12 protein-coding genes are annotated in these 16,678 nt (G+C 43.3%); 2 read left to right on the top strand and 10 right to left on the bottom strand.

The annotated features are described in order from the left end of the window. Positions 1-96: 96 nt before the first annotated feature. From B3O12_RS01355 to B3O12_RS01340, 4 genes are all read right to left on the bottom strand, one after another. Complete coding sequence (locus tag B3O12_RS01355) at positions 97-1,065, bottom strand: PorP/SprF family type IX secretion system membrane protein (RefSeq protein ID WP_189628705.1); 969 nt, start codon at positions 1,063-1,065, stop codon at positions 97-99. Positions 1,066-1,154: 89 nt separating this feature from the next. Then, the gene (locus tag B3O12_RS01350) at positions 1,155-1,931 is read right to left on the bottom strand and encodes a uroporphyrinogen-III synthase (protein ID WP_189628706.1); all 777 of its coding nucleotides are present in this window, start codon (positions 1,929-1,931) and stop codon (positions 1,155-1,157) included. Between the two features lie 33 nt (positions 1,932-1,964). Next, a complete protein-coding gene (locus B3O12_RS01345) occupies positions 1,965-2,660 on the bottom strand; it encodes a DUF4271 domain-containing protein (RefSeq protein ID WP_286755022.1) in 696 nt (231 codons plus the stop codon). Then, a complete protein-coding gene (locus B3O12_RS01340) occupies positions 2,660-4,420 on the bottom strand; it encodes a BamA/TamA family outer membrane protein (RefSeq protein ID WP_286755021.1) in 1,761 nt (586 codons plus the stop codon). The genes B3O12_RS01345 and B3O12_RS01340 overlap by 1 nt, the downstream gene beginning before the upstream one ends. A gap of 30 nt (positions 4,421-4,450) precedes the next feature. Here B3O12_RS01340 and hemW point away from each other — a divergent pair, with 30 nt between their 5' ends. Further along, positions 4,451-5,587: a radical SAM family heme chaperone HemW gene (gene hemW / locus B3O12_RS01335; RefSeq protein WP_286755020.1), complete on the top strand. Its 1,137-nt coding sequence runs from the start codon at positions 4,451-4,453 to the stop codon at positions 5,585-5,587. Here the strand turns inward: hemW and B3O12_RS01330 are convergent. Beyond that, the gene (locus B3O12_RS01330) at positions 5,568-6,371 is read right to left on the bottom strand and encodes a hypothetical protein (protein ID WP_189628710.1); all 804 of its coding nucleotides are present in this window, start codon (positions 6,369-6,371) and stop codon (positions 5,568-5,570) included. The genes hemW and B3O12_RS01330 overlap by 20 nt on opposite strands. 99 nt (positions 6,372-6,470) lie before the next feature. Between B3O12_RS01330 and B3O12_RS01325 the strand changes: the two genes are divergently transcribed. Beyond that, entirely contained in the window at positions 6,471-6,779 is a 309-nt protein-coding gene (locus B3O12_RS01325; RefSeq protein ID WP_189628711.1) for a DUF721 domain-containing protein, read from the top strand. A gap of 134 nt (positions 6,780-6,913) precedes the next feature. Here the strand turns inward: B3O12_RS01325 and B3O12_RS01320 are convergent, their stop codons facing one another. The 5 genes from B3O12_RS01320 to B3O12_RS01300 all read right to left on the bottom strand — a co-directional run bounded on the left by B3O12_RS01320 (position 6,914) and on the right by B3O12_RS01300 (position 16,660). Further along, on the bottom strand, positions 6,914-9,760 hold the full coding sequence (locus B3O12_RS01320) for a M16 family metallopeptidase (RefSeq protein ID WP_286755019.1): 2,847 nt from the start codon (positions 9,758-9,760) through the stop codon (positions 6,914-6,916). 91 nt (positions 9,761-9,851) lie between these two features. Then, positions 9,852-10,214: a hypothetical protein gene (locus tag B3O12_RS01315; protein WP_189628713.1), complete on the bottom strand. Its 363-nt coding sequence runs from the start codon at positions 10,212-10,214 to the stop codon at positions 9,852-9,854. A 78-nt stretch (positions 10,215-10,292) separates the two neighbouring features. Beyond that, entirely contained in the window at positions 10,293-10,892 is a 600-nt protein-coding gene (locus B3O12_RS01310) for a lipoprotein signal peptidase (protein WP_189628714.1), read from the bottom strand. Positions 10,893-10,899: 7 nt separating this feature from the next. Then, the gene (gene ileS, locus B3O12_RS01305) at positions 10,900-14,265 is read right to left on the bottom strand and encodes an isoleucine--tRNA ligase (RefSeq protein ID WP_286755018.1); all 3,366 of its coding nucleotides are present in this window, start codon (positions 14,263-14,265) and stop codon (positions 10,900-10,902) included. Further along, a complete protein-coding gene (locus B3O12_RS01300) occupies positions 14,234-16,660 on the bottom strand; it encodes an efflux RND transporter permease subunit (RefSeq protein ID WP_189628716.1) in 2,427 nt (808 codons plus the stop codon). Before B3O12_RS01300 ends, ileS begins: the two co-directional genes overlap by 32 nt. Positions 16,661-16,678: the final 18 nt, after the last annotated feature.

Genomic DNA, 16,678 nt, shown 5'->3' with positions numbered 1-16,678 from the left:
ATTTGGCAAATAAAGCGCGAAAATTAATATTTTATTGTTAGTATTCCACCCACAGGTAGAAAATTCTACAATCCTTAATCTTAAGTAAACTTTTGTTTAGTAACGGTATCTGGGGGTTCTTATGATGTTCCTTCCCAGATTTATTCCGTTGCCCTTGCTGGAAAATTTATAAATGAGCATAATCTCTTGAGAGGTCGGCTCTTTACTATTTCTATCAGCAAGAACTAAATCCAGCGCATATCCCAACGCCAGGCTTCGATCTTTTAGTATGCTGTAGCCAATCATTACCGATGCCGATTCTGATTGACGGTAAGCAACACCGGCCCAAAGCTGATCATTGTAGCGTCCTACAACGCTCAAGTCCCATGAGTAGGAATCAAATCCTACAGATTTCAGCAATAAAGTCGGAGTGATCGTAACCTCTGGGCTTAGTGCATAATCGTAGCCCGCTGTTAAATAGTAGTGTCGAATTAATTGATTGGCAATTTGATCTTGTCCAAAATCAAATTTTGGTTGAAGTAAGTGATTTGTACTGAAACCACCAAAAAAATTTCCTTTTCTGTAGAGTATACCCATGCCGAGATCCGGCCGTAACTGAGATTCCTTTCCGGTTAAACCCACCAGGTCATCGCTCGGATCGACCAGCACTAGCTCATCGAAATCAAGGCCGCTGGAAAAAAAGCCTGCGTTGAGCCCAATGCTCAGTGAGGCATCTCCCTGAAGAGCAATGTAGTAAGACCCTGACAGCTTGAACTCTATGTTATTGGAGGGGCCCAGATTGTCGTTCACTAAATGAACGCCCAATCCACCATTCCACCATTGTGATAGAGTGCTGTAGCTAATAAATTGGGTATTTGGGGCTCCTCCGGGGTTTATTGTGCCTTCGTACCCAAACCACTGGGAGCGATGAATTGCCGTAAGTGTATTGGCATTGGAAAGGCCCGTAAAAGCCGAGTTGTAGTACATGGGATTAAACATGTACTGGGTAAACTGAGCATCTTGTTGTGCTCTTAGGCCCACAACGAGGAGGCTGAAAACAATGGCAATGAAGGCCTTTCTTGACATAATCAGGTAACGCGAAAGTTAAATGATTTATTTAATCACTTTCCCAATAATACAAGAAAACTAGCTTTTGCCCTTACGAGTTGCGAGAATTACAGATTATTTGCCTTTTTAATGTACAGCTCCAGTGCTCCTGTCATAGACGGTGCGTTGGGCTGAGGAGCCTCAATATCTATAATAAGGTTGGCTTCTCGGGCAGCCTGTGCTGTAGTTGGGCCAAAAACCGCAATTCGTGTATCGTTTTGTTTGAACTCCGGAAAGTTTACGAACAATGAGTTGATTCCACTTGGGCTGTAAAACGCTAAGATGTCATACGTAACATCGTCCAGGTCAGACAAATCGCTGGCCACTGTTTCGTAAATAACAGCTTCTGAAAACTTGAATCCGTTTTCTTCCAAATAGCCCGGAATATCGTCTTTTCTAATGTTGGAGCAAGGAAACAAGTATTTCTCGTTTTTATGCTTTTTAAGAATTTCGATAAGGTCCTGAGCGGTACGTGAACCGGTAAAAATCTTTCTTTTTCTAACCACAATGTACTTCTGCAGGTAATGAGCCGTTTGTTCCGATATACAGAAATACTTCATATCTGCAGGAACCTCAATTTTCAGGTCTTTGCAAATGGTAAAGAAGTGGTCTACGGCATTGCGGCTGGTAAATATGATGGCCGTATGATTTAAGATATCAATCTTCTGTTTTCTAAACTCTTTAGCAGAAATCGGATCGACCTGAATGAAAGGCCTGAAATCAATCTTTATTCCGTATTTGTCTGCTAAAGTATAGTAAGGAGATTTAGGATCTGAAGGCTTTGGTTGAGAAACGAGGATACTTTTTACGGGTTTTAACCTTTCCTCATACGTGCTATTGGACATATTCTTCCCTGCTTTTTAATCTAATCTGGCTTGTCAAACTAACAGATTCAATCCTAGCAAAGTAGGTATTAATTCTGTGCTGCAAAGGTAAGAAAATATATATAAGTTGCTACTGGCTCCCAGGTTACGAATTTTTAAAAAGAGGTTGAAGAATCTGAAAACCAGATAAAAGGCCAAAGTAGCCAGAATAAGTTTGACTGTAAATTCAGGAAATGAAAACCTTCCGAAGAGCGAAATGGCCAATATGAGGTACATTACCACAGAAAGACCATTGTTCATTAGCTGAATCTCAGAAAAATGCCTGGACTGATCGGTGGGAATGCCAAAAAGCCAACCAAACCAGGCCACAAACAAAAATTTGAGAAAAAACAAAAACTGAATGGCCATAGCTGTTAGTAGCCAAACCAACAGACCTTTCCCCATAGATTCTATGACCAACCATGGAATCGTAGCCTGCACGAATGGAGTGAACAGATAGAGACAAACTGCAGCAAAACTAAAATTGAGCGATAATACCGCGGTGAAGTAAAAATTTTCGGTGCTGAACAAGCGTATGCCTGACCCAAAGTCGTCTCGCAGACGAGTAGAGAAAAAGCGTGCATAGCTATATACCGAAGCAAACAGCTTTGGATACACTACCCTGGAAATGGCATAGATAACAAAAAGAGCCATGGCCATGACTATGGCCAAATCGCGGTAAAATAATTGAATGCTACTTGTCTCTTGCATTAAAATCTGGTGGTAAACCCAAAGTGTATCTTGGATTGGCTAAAGTTAATGGCTCCGGTTGAATCGGCCGTACCTAAAGCATAAACAAAATTGAAAATGCCGGTTCCGGTAGCAAAACTAATACCCGCGCCCATTCCCAAGGCCCATTCTCCCCTGTTGGCGTTGGCATTGCTCACAAAGTTTTGCTCCAAATAGCCCACATCAGAAAAGAGCAGCAAGTAAGAAGAGTCTTCCAAAAAGTAGCGATACTCCAAATTGCTATAGGCAAAGCCTGTTGCAAAAAAATAACTCTCATTGAAGCCTCTTATACTATTGAGCCCGCCCAGCCGATAGGCATCGTTTCTAAAAAGGTTTTTAGAAGATAAATAACCCCCATGCAATGTGGCATAAAAGATAGCCCTGGAACCCAAACCCAGATATTTTTCTACATCCAGATCGTACTGAAGTTGCAGCGTTTTCATATCAACATCGGTATAAAGTTCATTGGGCAGTTCTGCGTTTTGTCTGATTACCTTATTACCAATGCTTGTGTTCAACTCCAGACTTAAGCCTCTTCGGGGAAAAAACACATCGTCCAAGCCGTTGTAGCTATACCTCAAGCCATAACGGTTTAGTCTAAAATCCAGAATATCCGGAAGCCTATTGCTGTCGGCATAGGCCGAAGTTGCTATAAGATCGGTAGCCACCAAATGAGTAACTACTCCCAGGTTGGCATTAAAGCCCAAGTTTATGTTTAGGTCCAGGCCAAGTACTCTCCTGTTAAAAGTAGAGTCCTGTTTAAGGAAATCGAACTGGCTGCGTAAAGACAAAGTACTACCCAGCAGGTGGGGTTGGTCAAAATTGAACTTCAATGTTTGGGTTTCCTCACTCAACCTTCTCCAGTGCAAGCCAATGTGTCTGCCCGAAGCAAATGGGTTGTACAAGTCGAGATCGAACTGGCCGGTAACAAGTAGGCCTCCGCTACGGCTATTGTTAGGCAAAAAACCAATAATTCCATCGAGCCTGTTTACGGGTCTTTTTTCCACAGAAAGAGTGACTCTTGCCTCGCTATTCTGAAAACTGAGCAGAGGAGGTCTTGTAAGCTTTACATAATTGAGCTTTCTCAACCTTGGTACTATTGCATCTACCAGTTGTTGATTATACGGTTGCCCCAGGTGTATACCCAGATAGGCCATGGCAAACTTTGGTTTTAAAATTTGAGGCTGCTCAATGCGCACAGAATCAAAGTTTATAGGCGGGCCCAAATCTACCTGCAGGGTAGCAGAAAGGTAATTTTGCTCAATACTAAGCGAATCGTACTTAATAGATGCAAATGGAAATGCGTTGCGCTCTGCAAACCGAAGTATTCTCTTTTCCAATGCCGCCAGTTGGCTAGGGTTAAATGGTTTGTTGTTGAAATGCCGTTCCCGCAGGTTTAGTTTTCGCCAAAAGTCATCGGCCAAATTTCCCTTTCTTAGTTCCAACCACTGAAAACGTGGGCCAATAATCATTTCTACCTGCAGGGTGTCTTCTTTAGAGGTGAATTGCTTTGGATGAGCCAAGAGGTATCCTTCCTGATGAAGAAGTTGTACCAGTTTTTGAACTTCTTTTACAGCCGCAACACTATCGACCAGTTGACCGGAATAGTTATAGGTGTTCAGCACAACTTGTTCGTTGGCCGAAGTTGTGACTACTAACCTTACCTGCTGAGCCTGCACCGACAGCAGGGACAGAAAAAAAAGCAGGAAGCAACTGCAAAAAGTAAGTCGGTGTATTGGCATAGCTTATATTTAGGCGAAAATTACAAAACTTTGGCCGGCCTCTATCTACACATTCCTTTCTGCAAAAAAGCATGTCATTATTGCGACTTCCACTTTACTCAATCGCTCAGGCAAATTGACGATATGGTGGATGCTATTTGCAAAGAATTGGTTCTACAAAACGAGTTTTTGGGGAAAGACTCTATATACAGTATCTATTTTGGTGGTGGCACCCCATCCTTACTCGAGCACCACCACCTAAAACAGATTATGAAGGTAATTAAGTATGAATATGACCTGGCCAGTAATATTGAAATTACCTTAGAAGCCAACCCCGATGATTTGAGCCGAGAAAAGTTGCAGGCATTTTATGACAATGGTGTAAACCGACTGAGCATTGGCATTCAAAGCTTTAACAACGACCATTTAAAATGGATGAACCGACAGCACTCCGGAGAAGAGGCCATGGAAGCTGTTTATGAAGCCCGGCAAGTGGGTTTCGAAAACATTAGTGTTGACCTCATCTATGCCGTGCCTTATGGCGACCATAGTATTTGGGAAAACGACCTGAAACAGGCTTTGCGACTTAGGCCGGAACATATTTCTTCTTACTGCCTTACCATTGAACCCAAAACGGCTTTTGGCAAATGGCTGGAACAAGGCAAGCTCTATGAGGTTGAAGAGGAGTTTGCGGCCGAGCAATTTGAAATGCTCATTGATACACTACGCCAATATGGTTATGACCAGTACGAGATTTCTAATTTTGCCCAACCGGGTTACGAATCGCGGCACAATAGCAACTATTGGAAGGATGAAAAGTATTTGGGCGTTGGTCCTTCGGCACATTCATACAATGGAAAGTTCCGCAAGGCAAACGTAGCCAATAACGCCAAGTATCTTCTGGGGCTATCGGAAAATAAAATTCCATTTGAGGTAATACACCTGAGCAAGGAAGACCAGGCCAATGAGTATATCCTTACTTCGTTGCGTACCAAGTGGGGGTTAAATCTCAATCATCTCAAGAATAAATATGGTGTGGACTTGCTAATGGTTCACAGAGATTACCTGAATAAACTTTCTTTGCAGGACCTTCTTTATGAAGAAGATGAACACCTGATTCTTACCGATTCGGGGAAGCTACTGGCCGACAAAGTGGCCTCCGACCTGTTTATTGAGTTGAATCCTTAGCCCTACTTTCTTGCTGTTCTACTTCTTTTAGTACCTCATCAAAGGTTCCCTGAGCATACTGCGGAAAGTATTCATCTACAATGGTTCGGATGAAATTCACATCCAAGCCGGCTCGAATGTAGTTTTTTAGAAGGCTAATTTCGACTTCACGAGTTTTTTCAGGCCCTAAATCCTCATTCACCACTTTTAAAATGTCCTCAGCCAGTTCGGCTACGTTTTCCAGCTTTCCTGCCCGGAGTCGGGCGGCACCAATGAACCTATAGAAAGCAAAGCGATTTTCTGCTTCCAGAATTTTTCGCTGTGGGTCGTTTTCAGCCAAAGACGAGGGCACCAGGTTGTACCGCTGACCAAAATTGGTCATTAGTCTTTCGGCATGTTCCAATTGCCTTATGCGCGAATGGAGCTTGGAGAGGGCTTCATAAAGTTCAAAACTTATAATCTCCGTGCCCTCCTTGTTCATGGCATATTCAATTACCTTAAAGTTGTATTGCGGCTCCAGATAGCGCCAATTGTAGTAGTCTGTCAGCTCACCGGCATCCAGCAGGCTATCCCATTCGACCAATTTGCCCCGCTGATAAGAGGCAAAGCCGGGAAAATTGGTTCTGAATTCCTCCAGTTCTTTTTTCAGGCTTATTAAAACCTTTTCTTTTTCATCTTTTAATTTTTGACCCTCTGCATAGCGCTGAAAAAGAAAGGCCATGTACACACCCACAAAAACGACTAATAGTTCAAGCAACAGCCACTTTACTTTGTCACTAATTTGAAATAGCTTTCTAATAAACATTGATGTAGCTTTACCCAAAGGTTCAATTATTTGTAGTTTCAGGCAAATGTAAACCGACTGAAACGGTAGATTTACCAACTGAAAGTGAAGGTTTTAGCCATGAGAAAAAGTGAAAAGGGAAGAAAAGGACAACCTGAGTCATTGGGCGATGCAATACAGGAAATGCTAAAGTCTTTTAGAATTGAAGAGAAGTTCAATGAGGCAAATTTGGTTAACTCTTGGGAGAAGATCATGGGTGCTCCTATAGCCAAGCGAACCACTAAGGTTTACATTCGAGACAAAAAGCTTTTTGTTCATATTAACTCTGCTCCTCTTAAACACGAGTTGAGCATGTCTCGTGACAAAATTCTGGTACTGATTGCCCGGGAACTTGGTAGTTCCATTGTCAATGAGGTAATCATTAAGTAAAATAGCGACCATTTCGTCTCAGAAGAATAAGAAGAGAGGCTGTCTCTCAAGCCTTTCAAAATCCTGCTCAATGGTAGAACAAAATCTGTCGACTCCGGAGACAGCCTCCTTCAACTGATAAATATGGCCTTGGCCTAGTTTTTCTTTATCTCTTGTTGTAGTTCTGCCTTTTGATTCTGAGGCAGCTTTACGGTTTTAATCATGTTGTCCTCTTTCACAAATTTGTTGAGTGCTGCTACAATAGCTTCTTTCGTTATGGTATCTGCCCGCTCATTGCCTGTGAGTATGTTTTCCATATCTTCCCCGGTTTTCAGGTAAGTGGCTATCATGCTCTGCCAGTAGGAGTTCTGTTTAATTTGTTCCTCAAAGTTCTGTTTTCTGGCGTTAATCACTTTATCCAAATCTTCCTGAGTGAAATTGCCCTGTTTTATGTTTTCCAGCTCTTGTATAGCGGCCTGAACCAGCTTGTCTACATTCTCCGGCTTGCAGGGAAATGAAATTGAAAATGAAAACGTGGAGTTAGGGTACTGAGAAGATGAGAAGGATGCCCCGGCACCATATACTCCACCCATTTCTTCCCTAAGGGTTTCTATCATTTTATTGGAAAGAATACTGGCCGCGGCATTAAGCAGACCATTATTTTCCAGGTTGTAATCAAAGTCTCCGCTAAAAGTGATATTTACCTGGCTCTTGTCGTCTACCCCCACATATATATTCTTCTCGTGCTTTCCACTAATAATCCGTAAACCCAAATCTTTATACATTTCTTTAGAGCCTTTGGCTGGCAACGAAGCCACATATGTTTCCAGATACTTTCTAAAGGAAGGCATGTCTACATTACCCACAAATACAAATTTAAAGTCTCCACCATTGGCAAATCGCTCTTTGTAAATCTGTACGGCCTTATCCAGTTCAATTTTATCGAAACTCTCAGCCGATGGAAACTCAACTCTCGGGTGGTTATCGTACATAAAGCGCTGGCGCAGCACAGAATACTGAAGATCGGGGCTAGCACTAAAGTTTACATAGAGGTTCTTTGTTCTGGAAAGCCAACTGTTAAACGCAGATTCATCCATACGCACATTGGTAAATCTTAGGTGTACAAGCTGAAAAAACGTTTCCAAATCTTTAACGCTAGAAAAGCCTGAGAGGCCTTCTTCGTAAGAACTGATGTAGGGTTGCACCGAGGCTGTCTTTCCGGTTAAAAACTTGCCCAAATCTATAGCACTGAAATCGCCTATACCCATTTCATTCACGATGGCCGCGGCATTTGAGGCCGACCAGTATACATTATCCGGGTATAAGGAAGTTCCGCCAAACGAAAAGGCTGTCATTCGCACTTCATCGTTTTTAAAGTCTGTAGGTTTAATGAACACTTCAGCACCGTTGCTTAGTGTAATGTGTGTGATGCCCGTGGTTTCATTGGTTTGTTCTGCAACAATTTTACCCGGTTTTGGTGGGGCATCCATCAATGCAGAAGCAATAGCCTCTTCCTCATAAGGCTCAATGGAGTCATCCTCTACTATGGCATCCAGCAGAGCTGTCATTTCTTCGGCCGAAGGAATGGCTGCAGCATTTTCGGTTTTGGCTTGTACCTCAATGGTTCGGTTGTCATTGTGCCACCAACTATCGAGCAAGCCATTGATCTCTTTAAGTGTAATAGTGGGGATAATCTGCTCGGCCATTTCTCTGGTTTGTTTGGCACTTAGCAATGGGCCTCCATTTAAAAAATGGTTGAGATAGCCTTGTACTAAAGACCAGGACTCCCGCTTGTCTGCCTCTTTTTCAAAACGATCGAGTGAATTGGCAAATGAAGCCAAAGTTCTATCCAATTCGCCTTGGGTAAAGCCGAATCTTCTCACACGCTCGTTTTCTCGAATAGCCGCCAGAAGGCCTTCGGCAAACTTATCTTCCTTCACCTGAATGGAGATGGTATAATCATTTTTGCCCTTACCTAAAGCGCTGCCATATCCACTGTAGCTATATTGGAAGGGTGGATTTTCTGACTGCACAAGCTCTCTTAGGCGTTGGTTCATCATTTGGCTAAAGAAACTGTATACTAAAGACTCTCTGAGGTCGGCAAACGTATTGCCGGTTTCCTTTTCGCCCGGTTGAATAAAGTTGATGGTAATGGAGTTTGAGGTAGCCTCATCGTCTGAAGCAATGGCTACTCGGGTGCCTTCAAAATCGGGCATGGTATAGTAAATGCGCTCTCTGGGCTTTTCAGGCATTTTTATGTCTGAAAAGTACTCCTTAATCATCTGCTCCATTTCGGCCACATCGAAATCGCCTACAGCAATAAGAGCCATTAAGTCTGGTCGATACCAATCTCTATAGAACCTTTTGGCGGCATCATATTCAAAGTTCTCCAATATTTCAGGCTCACCAATTGGCAATCGCTCAGCATAGCGCGAACCGGCCAGGGTAATTGGCCAAATCTGTTGACGCATGCGTTCATAAGCTCCCAGCCTCAATCGCCACTCTTCCATCACCACCCCTCTTTCTTTGTCTATCTCTTCATTGTCGAAAGTAGCCTGATGTGCCCAGTCGCTGAGCACCAGCATGGCGTTCTTCACGTTTTCCGGTTTATCTGAAGGAATAGGCAGCATGTATACGGTTTCATCAAAGCTGGTATAGGCGTTTAGGTCGCCCCCAAATTCAAGACCCATCTTTTGCAGAAAATCTACCAGCTCATTCTTTTCAAAGTTCTTCGTTCCGTTAAACAGCATGTGTTCGGTAAAGTGAGCCAAGCCCAGCTGGTCATCGTCTTCCACGATGGAGCCTGCTTTTACAGCCAGGCGAAATTCAATACGATTTTCCGGTTTAGGATTAGAGCGGAGATAGTAGGTAAATCCGTTATCTAACTTACCGATTAGTACATCGGGGTCTGTGGGTAATTGTTGGAAGGGAAATAAATGAAAGGGCAGCAAAAGTAAGAGGGCTGCCCAAATAGTTGAGAGTCTTTGACTTGTTCTTTTCATTGGTATCGTGTTTAACTAGAATGTTAGTGAAGATACCAATTGTTCAATAAAGATGAAAAAATTTAACTTTTTTTGTTCGATTGATCTCAATCTACTTCTTGTCAGTATTTAGGTCTTGTAGTATTTTCTTCAGGAACCTGGACTCTTTTAGGTTGTTGAGTCTTTGTTGCAGCTCTATGCGCTGGGCTACAAACAGGGTAGTTATGAACAACATAAACAAGGTAAAATCTGTGGTTACCGTACGAAACATAGAAACAAGCACAATCACTATGGCCAGAATGAGCAGTAAAACGGAATTAGACCGTAGATACCATTTTAATTCACGCTCCTTTTCTTTGCTATGAAAGCGTTCGGTCTGAATTTTCTCTTTGTTCATTATTATTCGCTGATAAGGCGAAATGGACTTCCAGCGGAGCTCCTCTATTCTCTGTTCTATCTTCTCAATCGTCTTCATGTTGTGTTAACCGTTAAAGACAAAACTACTTCACATTAAAGTAATTTTCAAATAACATTAAGTTAATATACGATTGAACTACACTTGAGTTAACCGGGATTCAGCCTGACGGAAAAAGGTTTTCTGGAAAACAAGTATGCCCAACACCCCCACCAAAATGGCTACATCGGCCATATTAAAAATGGGTAAAAGGGCTACTTTTTTTCCTCCCCAAAGAGGAAACCAATCGGGTAGATAGCCTTCCCAAAAATCGAAGTACAACATATCTATAACCTGCCCATGAAACCAGGGAGTTATGGAGTTGTACGGGGCGTTGTCTAAAAGTGCTCCGTAGAATACAGAGTCGACCAAGTTGCCGATTGCCCCACCCAGTATGGCTGCTATACACCAGAGAAGTCCTGCATGATATTTAGTTTTGGTGAGCCTGAATAGACCATAGGCAATAAAAAGAATGGCCAGCAGACGAAAAACAGTCAAGGCGAGTTTGCCATAGCCTGCTCCAAAACTCAAACCAAAGGCCATACCTCTGTTTAGTACATAATGTAACTTAAACCATTCGCCCAGCAGGTTGATTTCTCCGGCCGGGCCCATGGTCATGTTATAATGAACCAGCAGCTTTACTGCCTGGTCTATTGCAACAATTGTAAGTGTGAGTACAAAATACTTATACTGTCTCAAAATGAAGCTATCTCACTCCAATGCTGACGGTAAGCGTCCAATCGTCTACCTCCAAACTTTGAGCATCAGATACCTCCTCCAGTATCTCCAGACTCAAAGCCTGAGTTTCTGTACAGATATATTCTGAATAGGCTCTGATGGCCTCGTCTACAAAGCTATCGGACTTTTGAATTCGGATGTCTATTTTGTCTTGCACATCGAGTCCCATATCTTTTCTCAGGTTCTGCACACGGTTTACCACATCTCTGGCAATTCCTTCCATGCGCAGTTCATCTGTCAAAGTGATGTCAAGAGCCACTGTGGTCTTGCCTTCGGTAGCCACAGACCAGCCGGGAATATCCTGGCTCTTTATCTCCACATCTTCCAGGCTCAAGGTTATTTCTTCACCGGCAAGTTGCAGCGTAAAACTGCCTTCCTGCTCAATTGCGGCTATTTCCTGTTTCCCCCAGGCATTAACTGCCGCTGCAATGGCTTTTACCTTAGGCCCAAACTTTTGACCAATGGAACGGAAGTTTGGTTTAATGCTTTTTACCAAAATCCCACTGGTATCGTCTATAAACTCTATTTCTTTTACGTTTACCTCTGACTTTATTAACTCGGCTACATGCTCTACATTGTGCCTGGTTTTGGCATCAAGCACCGGAATCATAATTCTGGAAAGTGGTTGTCTCACCTTTAACTTTTCCTTCTTTCGGAGCGAATGGGTAAGTGATGAAATGGTTTGAGCGAGTCGCATCTGCTCTTCCAAATCCAGATTAATACACGTCTCATCGGCCTTCGGGAAATCGGCTAGGTGTACTGACTCCTCCTTGTCCTGACCGCTCACTCCGTTGAGGTCCTGATACAGCCTTTCCATATAGAAAGGAGCTATAGGAGCCCCGAGCTTGGCAATAGTGGCCAGGCAAGTATATAGTGTTTGGTAAGCTGCCTTCTTATCGTCATTGTATTCCCCTTTCCAGAATCGCTTCCTGTTCAGTCGTACATACCAGTTGCTCAGCTCATCGGTTACAAAATCCATGATCATTCGAGCTGCTTTAGTTGGCTCATAGGCCGAGTAGGCACTATCTACCTCATTAATGAGTGTATTGAGGCGCGAAAGAATCCACCGATCGCTCTCCGGTCGTTTGTTTAGGGCAATAGGGGCGTCTTCAAACCTGAAACCATCCAAATTGGCATAAAGGGCAAAGAAGTTATAGGTATTGTACAGCGTTCCGAAGAACCTTCTCTGCACTTCGCCCACCCCCTCAATGTTAAACTTGAGGTTGTCCCAAGGGTTGGCGTTACAAATCATGTACCAACGGGTGGCGTCTGGTCCATACTCACCGATGGTCTTAAACGGATCTACGGCATTGCCCAACCGCTTGGACATCTTGTTGCCGTTTTTGTCTAGCACCAAGCCATTGGCAATTACATTTTTAAAGGCCACATTTTCATGTAGCATTACGGCCAGAGCATGCAGAGTAAAGAACCAGCCTCTGGTTTGATCTACACCTTCTGCTATAAAATCGGCCGGAAAATTCTTTTCAAAAACATCTTCGTTTTCGAATGGGTAGTGCCATTGAGCATAAGGCATTGCCCCGGAGTCGAACCATACATCTATGAGGTCCGGTTCGCGGAACATTTTCTGCCCTGAATCGCTCACCAGCACAATATCGTCTACATAAGGCCTGTGTAGGTCAAAATCTTCTCCAATTTGCTCGGTCATGTACCCGGCTTCTATGGATTTTTGCACTTCCTCTCTCAGTTCGGCCAATGAACCAATACATTTTTGCTCTTTCTTATCTTCAGAAACCCATATAGGTAATGGTGTTCCCCAGTAGCGCGAACGGCTGAGGTTCCAGTCTACCAGATTCTCAAGCCAGTTACCAAACCTTCCTTCTCCGGTAGAGGCCGGTTTCCAGTTGATGGTTTTATTGAGCTCCACGAGCTTGTCTTTATAGGCCGTGGTTTTTATGAACCAAGAATCCAAAGGATAGTAGAGTACCGGCTTGTCTGTTCTCCAGCAGTGCGGATAACTGTGCTCGTATTTTTCTACCCTAAAGGCTCTATTTTCTTCTTTTAATTTGATAGAAATGAGTACATCGAGCGACTTTTCAGGCATCTCTTCTTCTTTGTTGTACTCATTCTTCACATACATGCCGGCAAAGTCTGTGATCTCTTTCACATACTTTCCTTGTTTGTCTACTATGGGCACCTCTTTGCCCTCTTCATCTCTTACAAATACTCCGGGTAGGTTGTACTGAACAGAAGTTCTGAAGTCATCGGCACCAAAGGTTTTGGAAATATGTACTATTCCGGTACCATCTTCGGTGGTCACAAAATCTCCAATAACCACAGTACATCCGGGTTTTGGTAGAGGAATGTAAGGCATCAACTGCTCGTAGCTGGTCCCTGCAAGTTCTTTTCCCTTGAACTCACCGATTACCTCATAAGGGATGAGCTTGTCACCTTCTTTATAGTCTTCCAGCTTTAGGTCGCGAGCTTTCGGGTTGAAGTAATGACTCAGCCTATCCTTTGCCAGAATTACATTGATGGGTTGGAAGGTATATTGGTTGAAGGTTTGAACCTTCACATAATCTATATTAGCGCCTACGGCCAGACCGTTGTTTGCAGGTAAAGTCCATGGAGTAGTGGTCCAAGCCAGAAAGAAGTCATTCTCCGTTCCTTCAATCTTGAACATGGCGGTAATAGAGGTGTCTTTTACATCTTTGTAGGTTCCGGGCTGGTTAAGCTCGTGGGAACTAAGGCCAGTACCTGCTGCAGGTGAGTATGGCTGTATAGTATACCCCTTGTATAACAAGTCTTTGTCGTAGAGTTTTTTAAGCAAACTCCAGAGGGTTTCTATATAGTCGCGCTCAAAAGTAATGTACGGATTGTCCAGGTCTACCCAGTAGCCCATCTTTTCGGTCAAATCGTCCCACTCATCTTTGAATCGCATTACTGTTTCGCGACATTTCTGATTGTACTCTTCAACCGATACTTTTACGCCTATATCTTCTTTCTTTATGCCAAGCTCCTTCTCTACCTGAAGTTCTACAGGCAAGCCGTGGGTATCCCAGCCCCCCTTTCGCTTTACCTGAAATCCCTTTTGGGTCTTGTACCTACAGAAAATATCTTTAACGGTACGAGCCATTACGTGGTGAATACCGGGTGTACCATTGGCCGAAGGTGGGCCTTCAAAAAAGGTAAACGTTGGCTGTCCTTCTTTCAACTCAACCGACTTCTGAAAGATGTGGTTGGTCTTCCAAAACTCGAGAATATCTTCACCAACTTTGGCAAATTCAGGCTGCTTGTATTCTGTGTACTTCTTCACACCTACTCCTTTTTCAGTTGTTAGCGTATTACTTCTTGGTGGTTCCCACAAAGGGGTCATTTTCTTTGATCAACAGGTTTTGTGTATCTATTTCTTCGTCTTCATCTTCTATGTAGAACTCATAGTGTTCTATAAGGGGATGAAAGTTTTGGTTTCGCTTACCACTATCGAACACCATGAGCAAAGCCGGCAACAACGTGAGGTTGGTAAACATGGCAAAGAAAAGTGTCAGGGAAGTGAGTAAGCCAAGGGCCACTGTTCCTCCAAAATCGGAAAAGACAAAGATTACAAAACCAAAAAACAGAATAATGGAGGTATAGAGCATGCTAGACCCTGTTTCTTTTATGCTGTTGCTTATGGCAATTGGCACAAAGAATTTCTTGGCAAACAACTCTTGCCGGTATTTGGCCAGAAAATGAATGGAATCATCTACTGAAATTCCAAAAGCTATGCTAAAGATTAATGCCGTACTCGGTTTTAACGGAATGCCAAAGTATCCCATAATTCCGGCTGTCATAATCAGAGGAATGAAGTTGGGAATGAGCGAAATGACAATCATTCGAATATTGGCAAAGAGTATGGCCATAATAATGGCAATAATGACGAAGGCCAACAGTAAACTGAACCTCAGGTTTTCGATGAGAAACTGATTGCCCTTAACGAAGAGCAGTGTTGAGCCAGTTACAGCCGTTGAGATTTCCTCATCGTCTTTAAACACCTTGTCTATTTCCGGTTCAATCACGTGGTTAATGAGCGAGTCCATTTTATTGGAACCTATATCGGCAATCTTCAGACTCACGCGCATTACCTGACCGGTTGTGTCTACAAAAGAGCTCAAAAAGCTGGCATTATCGCTCTGGTTGGATAGATAGCTTAGAATTACGTTTCTGTCGCTGGGGCTCGGCAAACCGTAGAAGCGTTCGTTGCCATTATAAAAAGCTTGACGCACTGCCTTGGCAAAAGAGACGATCGATACCGGAGACGACACATTTTCCAACGGCTCCAGAGCCTCTTCGAGCTGATCTACCCTTCTGAGGTTTCTGGCATTTATGGTCGATTTGGGTCGTCCGAAATCAATTATTATCTCCAGCGGCATCACCCCGCTAAAATTGTCTTCAAAAAAGTAGAGGTCTTGCTTGAGCTGAGATTTCTCGGGAATATCATCGACCATATAGGCCACTGAATAGAGCTTGGTAACACCCACTATGGCCACGGTAAGAATAACAGCTGTGGCTGCAAAAACCCTGTAACGATGGCGGTGTACCAGCAAGTCGAGCAGTACCAAAAACCGACCTACAATTTTAAACTCAAGGTGTTTTAACTGATTGGCCTTAGGGGCCGGCAAATAGCTGAGAATACCCGGAATGAGCACTATACTTACTACAAACGTGGCAAGGATGTTAATTCCGGCTACCAGCCCAAATTCCTTCAATAGCTTAATATCGGTGGTCAGCAGCACCAAAAAACCGATGGCCGTGGTAAAATTGGTGATGAAGGTGACCATACCAATTTTGCGCACCATTCGGCTAAGCGCCTTTATTTTGTTGCCATGTTTGGCAAACTCCTGATGGTACTTATTGAGTAAATAAACAGCATTGGGTATACCTATTACAACTATTATGGAAGGTATAAGCCCCGTGAGTACCGTTATTTTGTAGTTGAGAATGCCCACTGTGCCCAACACCCACACTACCACCACACTGATAACAATAAGCGGTACCACTACTGAGGTCCACGACCGGAAGAACAAAAACAGAATTAGCGCTGTAATGCCCAAAGACAATACAATGAAGAGCCTCAGTTCATCATTAGTCTTTTCCTGCATTACGGTTCGCACAAAGGGCATTCCTGAGTAATGAAGTTCTATTCCAGTTTGCCGGGTAAACTCTTCTCCCATGGCCTGAATATCTCTTACCAACCCATTTCTGTCTTTGGAGTTGAGCACCTCGCGCTTCATATTAATGAGTATGAGCGTGGCACCATTCTCCGGATTCAACAGTTGTCCGGTATAAAACTTGAGCTTCAAAGCTTCGGCCAGCAGCGAGTCTAGCTCCTGCTGCGTTTTTGGATAGTCGGGAATTAAGGGCTGCAGATCGAAACTCCTCTTCTCAGTGTTTTTGACCACATTTTGGAGCGCTGCCAGAGAAATTACATTGCTGATACCTTCAGTACTGGCTATACGATCATTGAGTCTCTTATAGGCATTAAAATTTTCCAGCGCATAAATGGCACTGTCTTTAGCACCAACTACCAGAATGTTGCCATCTTCTCCGAACTTTTCTTTGAACTCTTGAAAATACCGGTAGTTCTCATCAGTGCTCGGCACCGCGGTGTTAAAGTTAAAGGCCATCTGAACATCGCGAGCCATAAAGCCCATAAAGGCTGTTACAAGAGCCAGCGCGACTATCAGTATAAACCTGTATTTCAGTACAATATGGGGGAGTTTAGACCACATTTTCGAACAAGATCACAA

It is taken from the genome of Roseivirga sp. UBA838 (assembly GCF_002296035.1).
GTDB lineage: Bacteria > Bacteroidota > Bacteroidia > Cytophagales > Cyclobacteriaceae > Roseivirga > Roseivirga thermotolerans.
Note: the sequence above shows the minus strand (reverse complement) of the source record. Positions and strands in the feature narration are given on the sequence as shown.

Excerpts from the sequence above, each read along its gene's own strand:
- B3O12_RS01355 (WP_189628705.1), bottom strand. The coding sequence starts at position 1,065 with ATGTCAAGAAAGGCCTTCATTGCCATTGTTTTCAGCCTCCTCGTTGTG.
- B3O12_RS01350 (WP_189628706.1), bottom strand. The coding sequence starts at position 1,931 with ATGTCCAATAGCACGTATGAGGAAAGGTTAAAACCCGTAAAAAGTATC.
- B3O12_RS01345 (WP_286755022.1), bottom strand. The coding sequence starts at position 2,660 with ATGCAAGAGACAAGTAGCATTCAATTATTTTACCGCGATTTGGCCATA.
- B3O12_RS01340 (WP_286755021.1), bottom strand. The coding sequence starts at position 4,420 with ATGCCAATACACCGACTTACTTTTTGCAGTTGCTTCCTGCTTTTTTTT.
- B3O12_RS01330 (WP_189628710.1), bottom strand. The coding sequence starts at position 6,371 with ATGTTTATTAGAAAGCTATTTCAAATTAGTGACAAAGTAAAGTGGCTG.
- B3O12_RS01325 (WP_189628711.1), top strand. The coding sequence starts at position 6,471 with ATGAGAAAAAGTGAAAAGGGAAGAAAAGGACAACCTGAGTCATTGGGC.
- B3O12_RS01320 (WP_286755019.1), bottom strand. The coding sequence starts at position 9,760 with ATGAAAAGAACAAGTCAAAGACTCTCAACTATTTGGGCAGCCCTCTTA.
- B3O12_RS01315 (WP_189628713.1), bottom strand. The coding sequence starts at position 10,214 with ATGAAGACGATTGAGAAGATAGAACAGAGAATAGAGGAGCTCCGCTGG.
- ileS (WP_286755018.1), bottom strand. The coding sequence starts at position 14,265 with ATGACCCCTTTGTGGGAACCACCAAGAAGTAATACGCTAACAACTGAA.
- B3O12_RS01300 (WP_189628716.1), bottom strand. The coding sequence starts at position 16,660 with ATGTGGTCTAAACTCCCCCATATTGTACTGAAATACAGGTTTATACTG.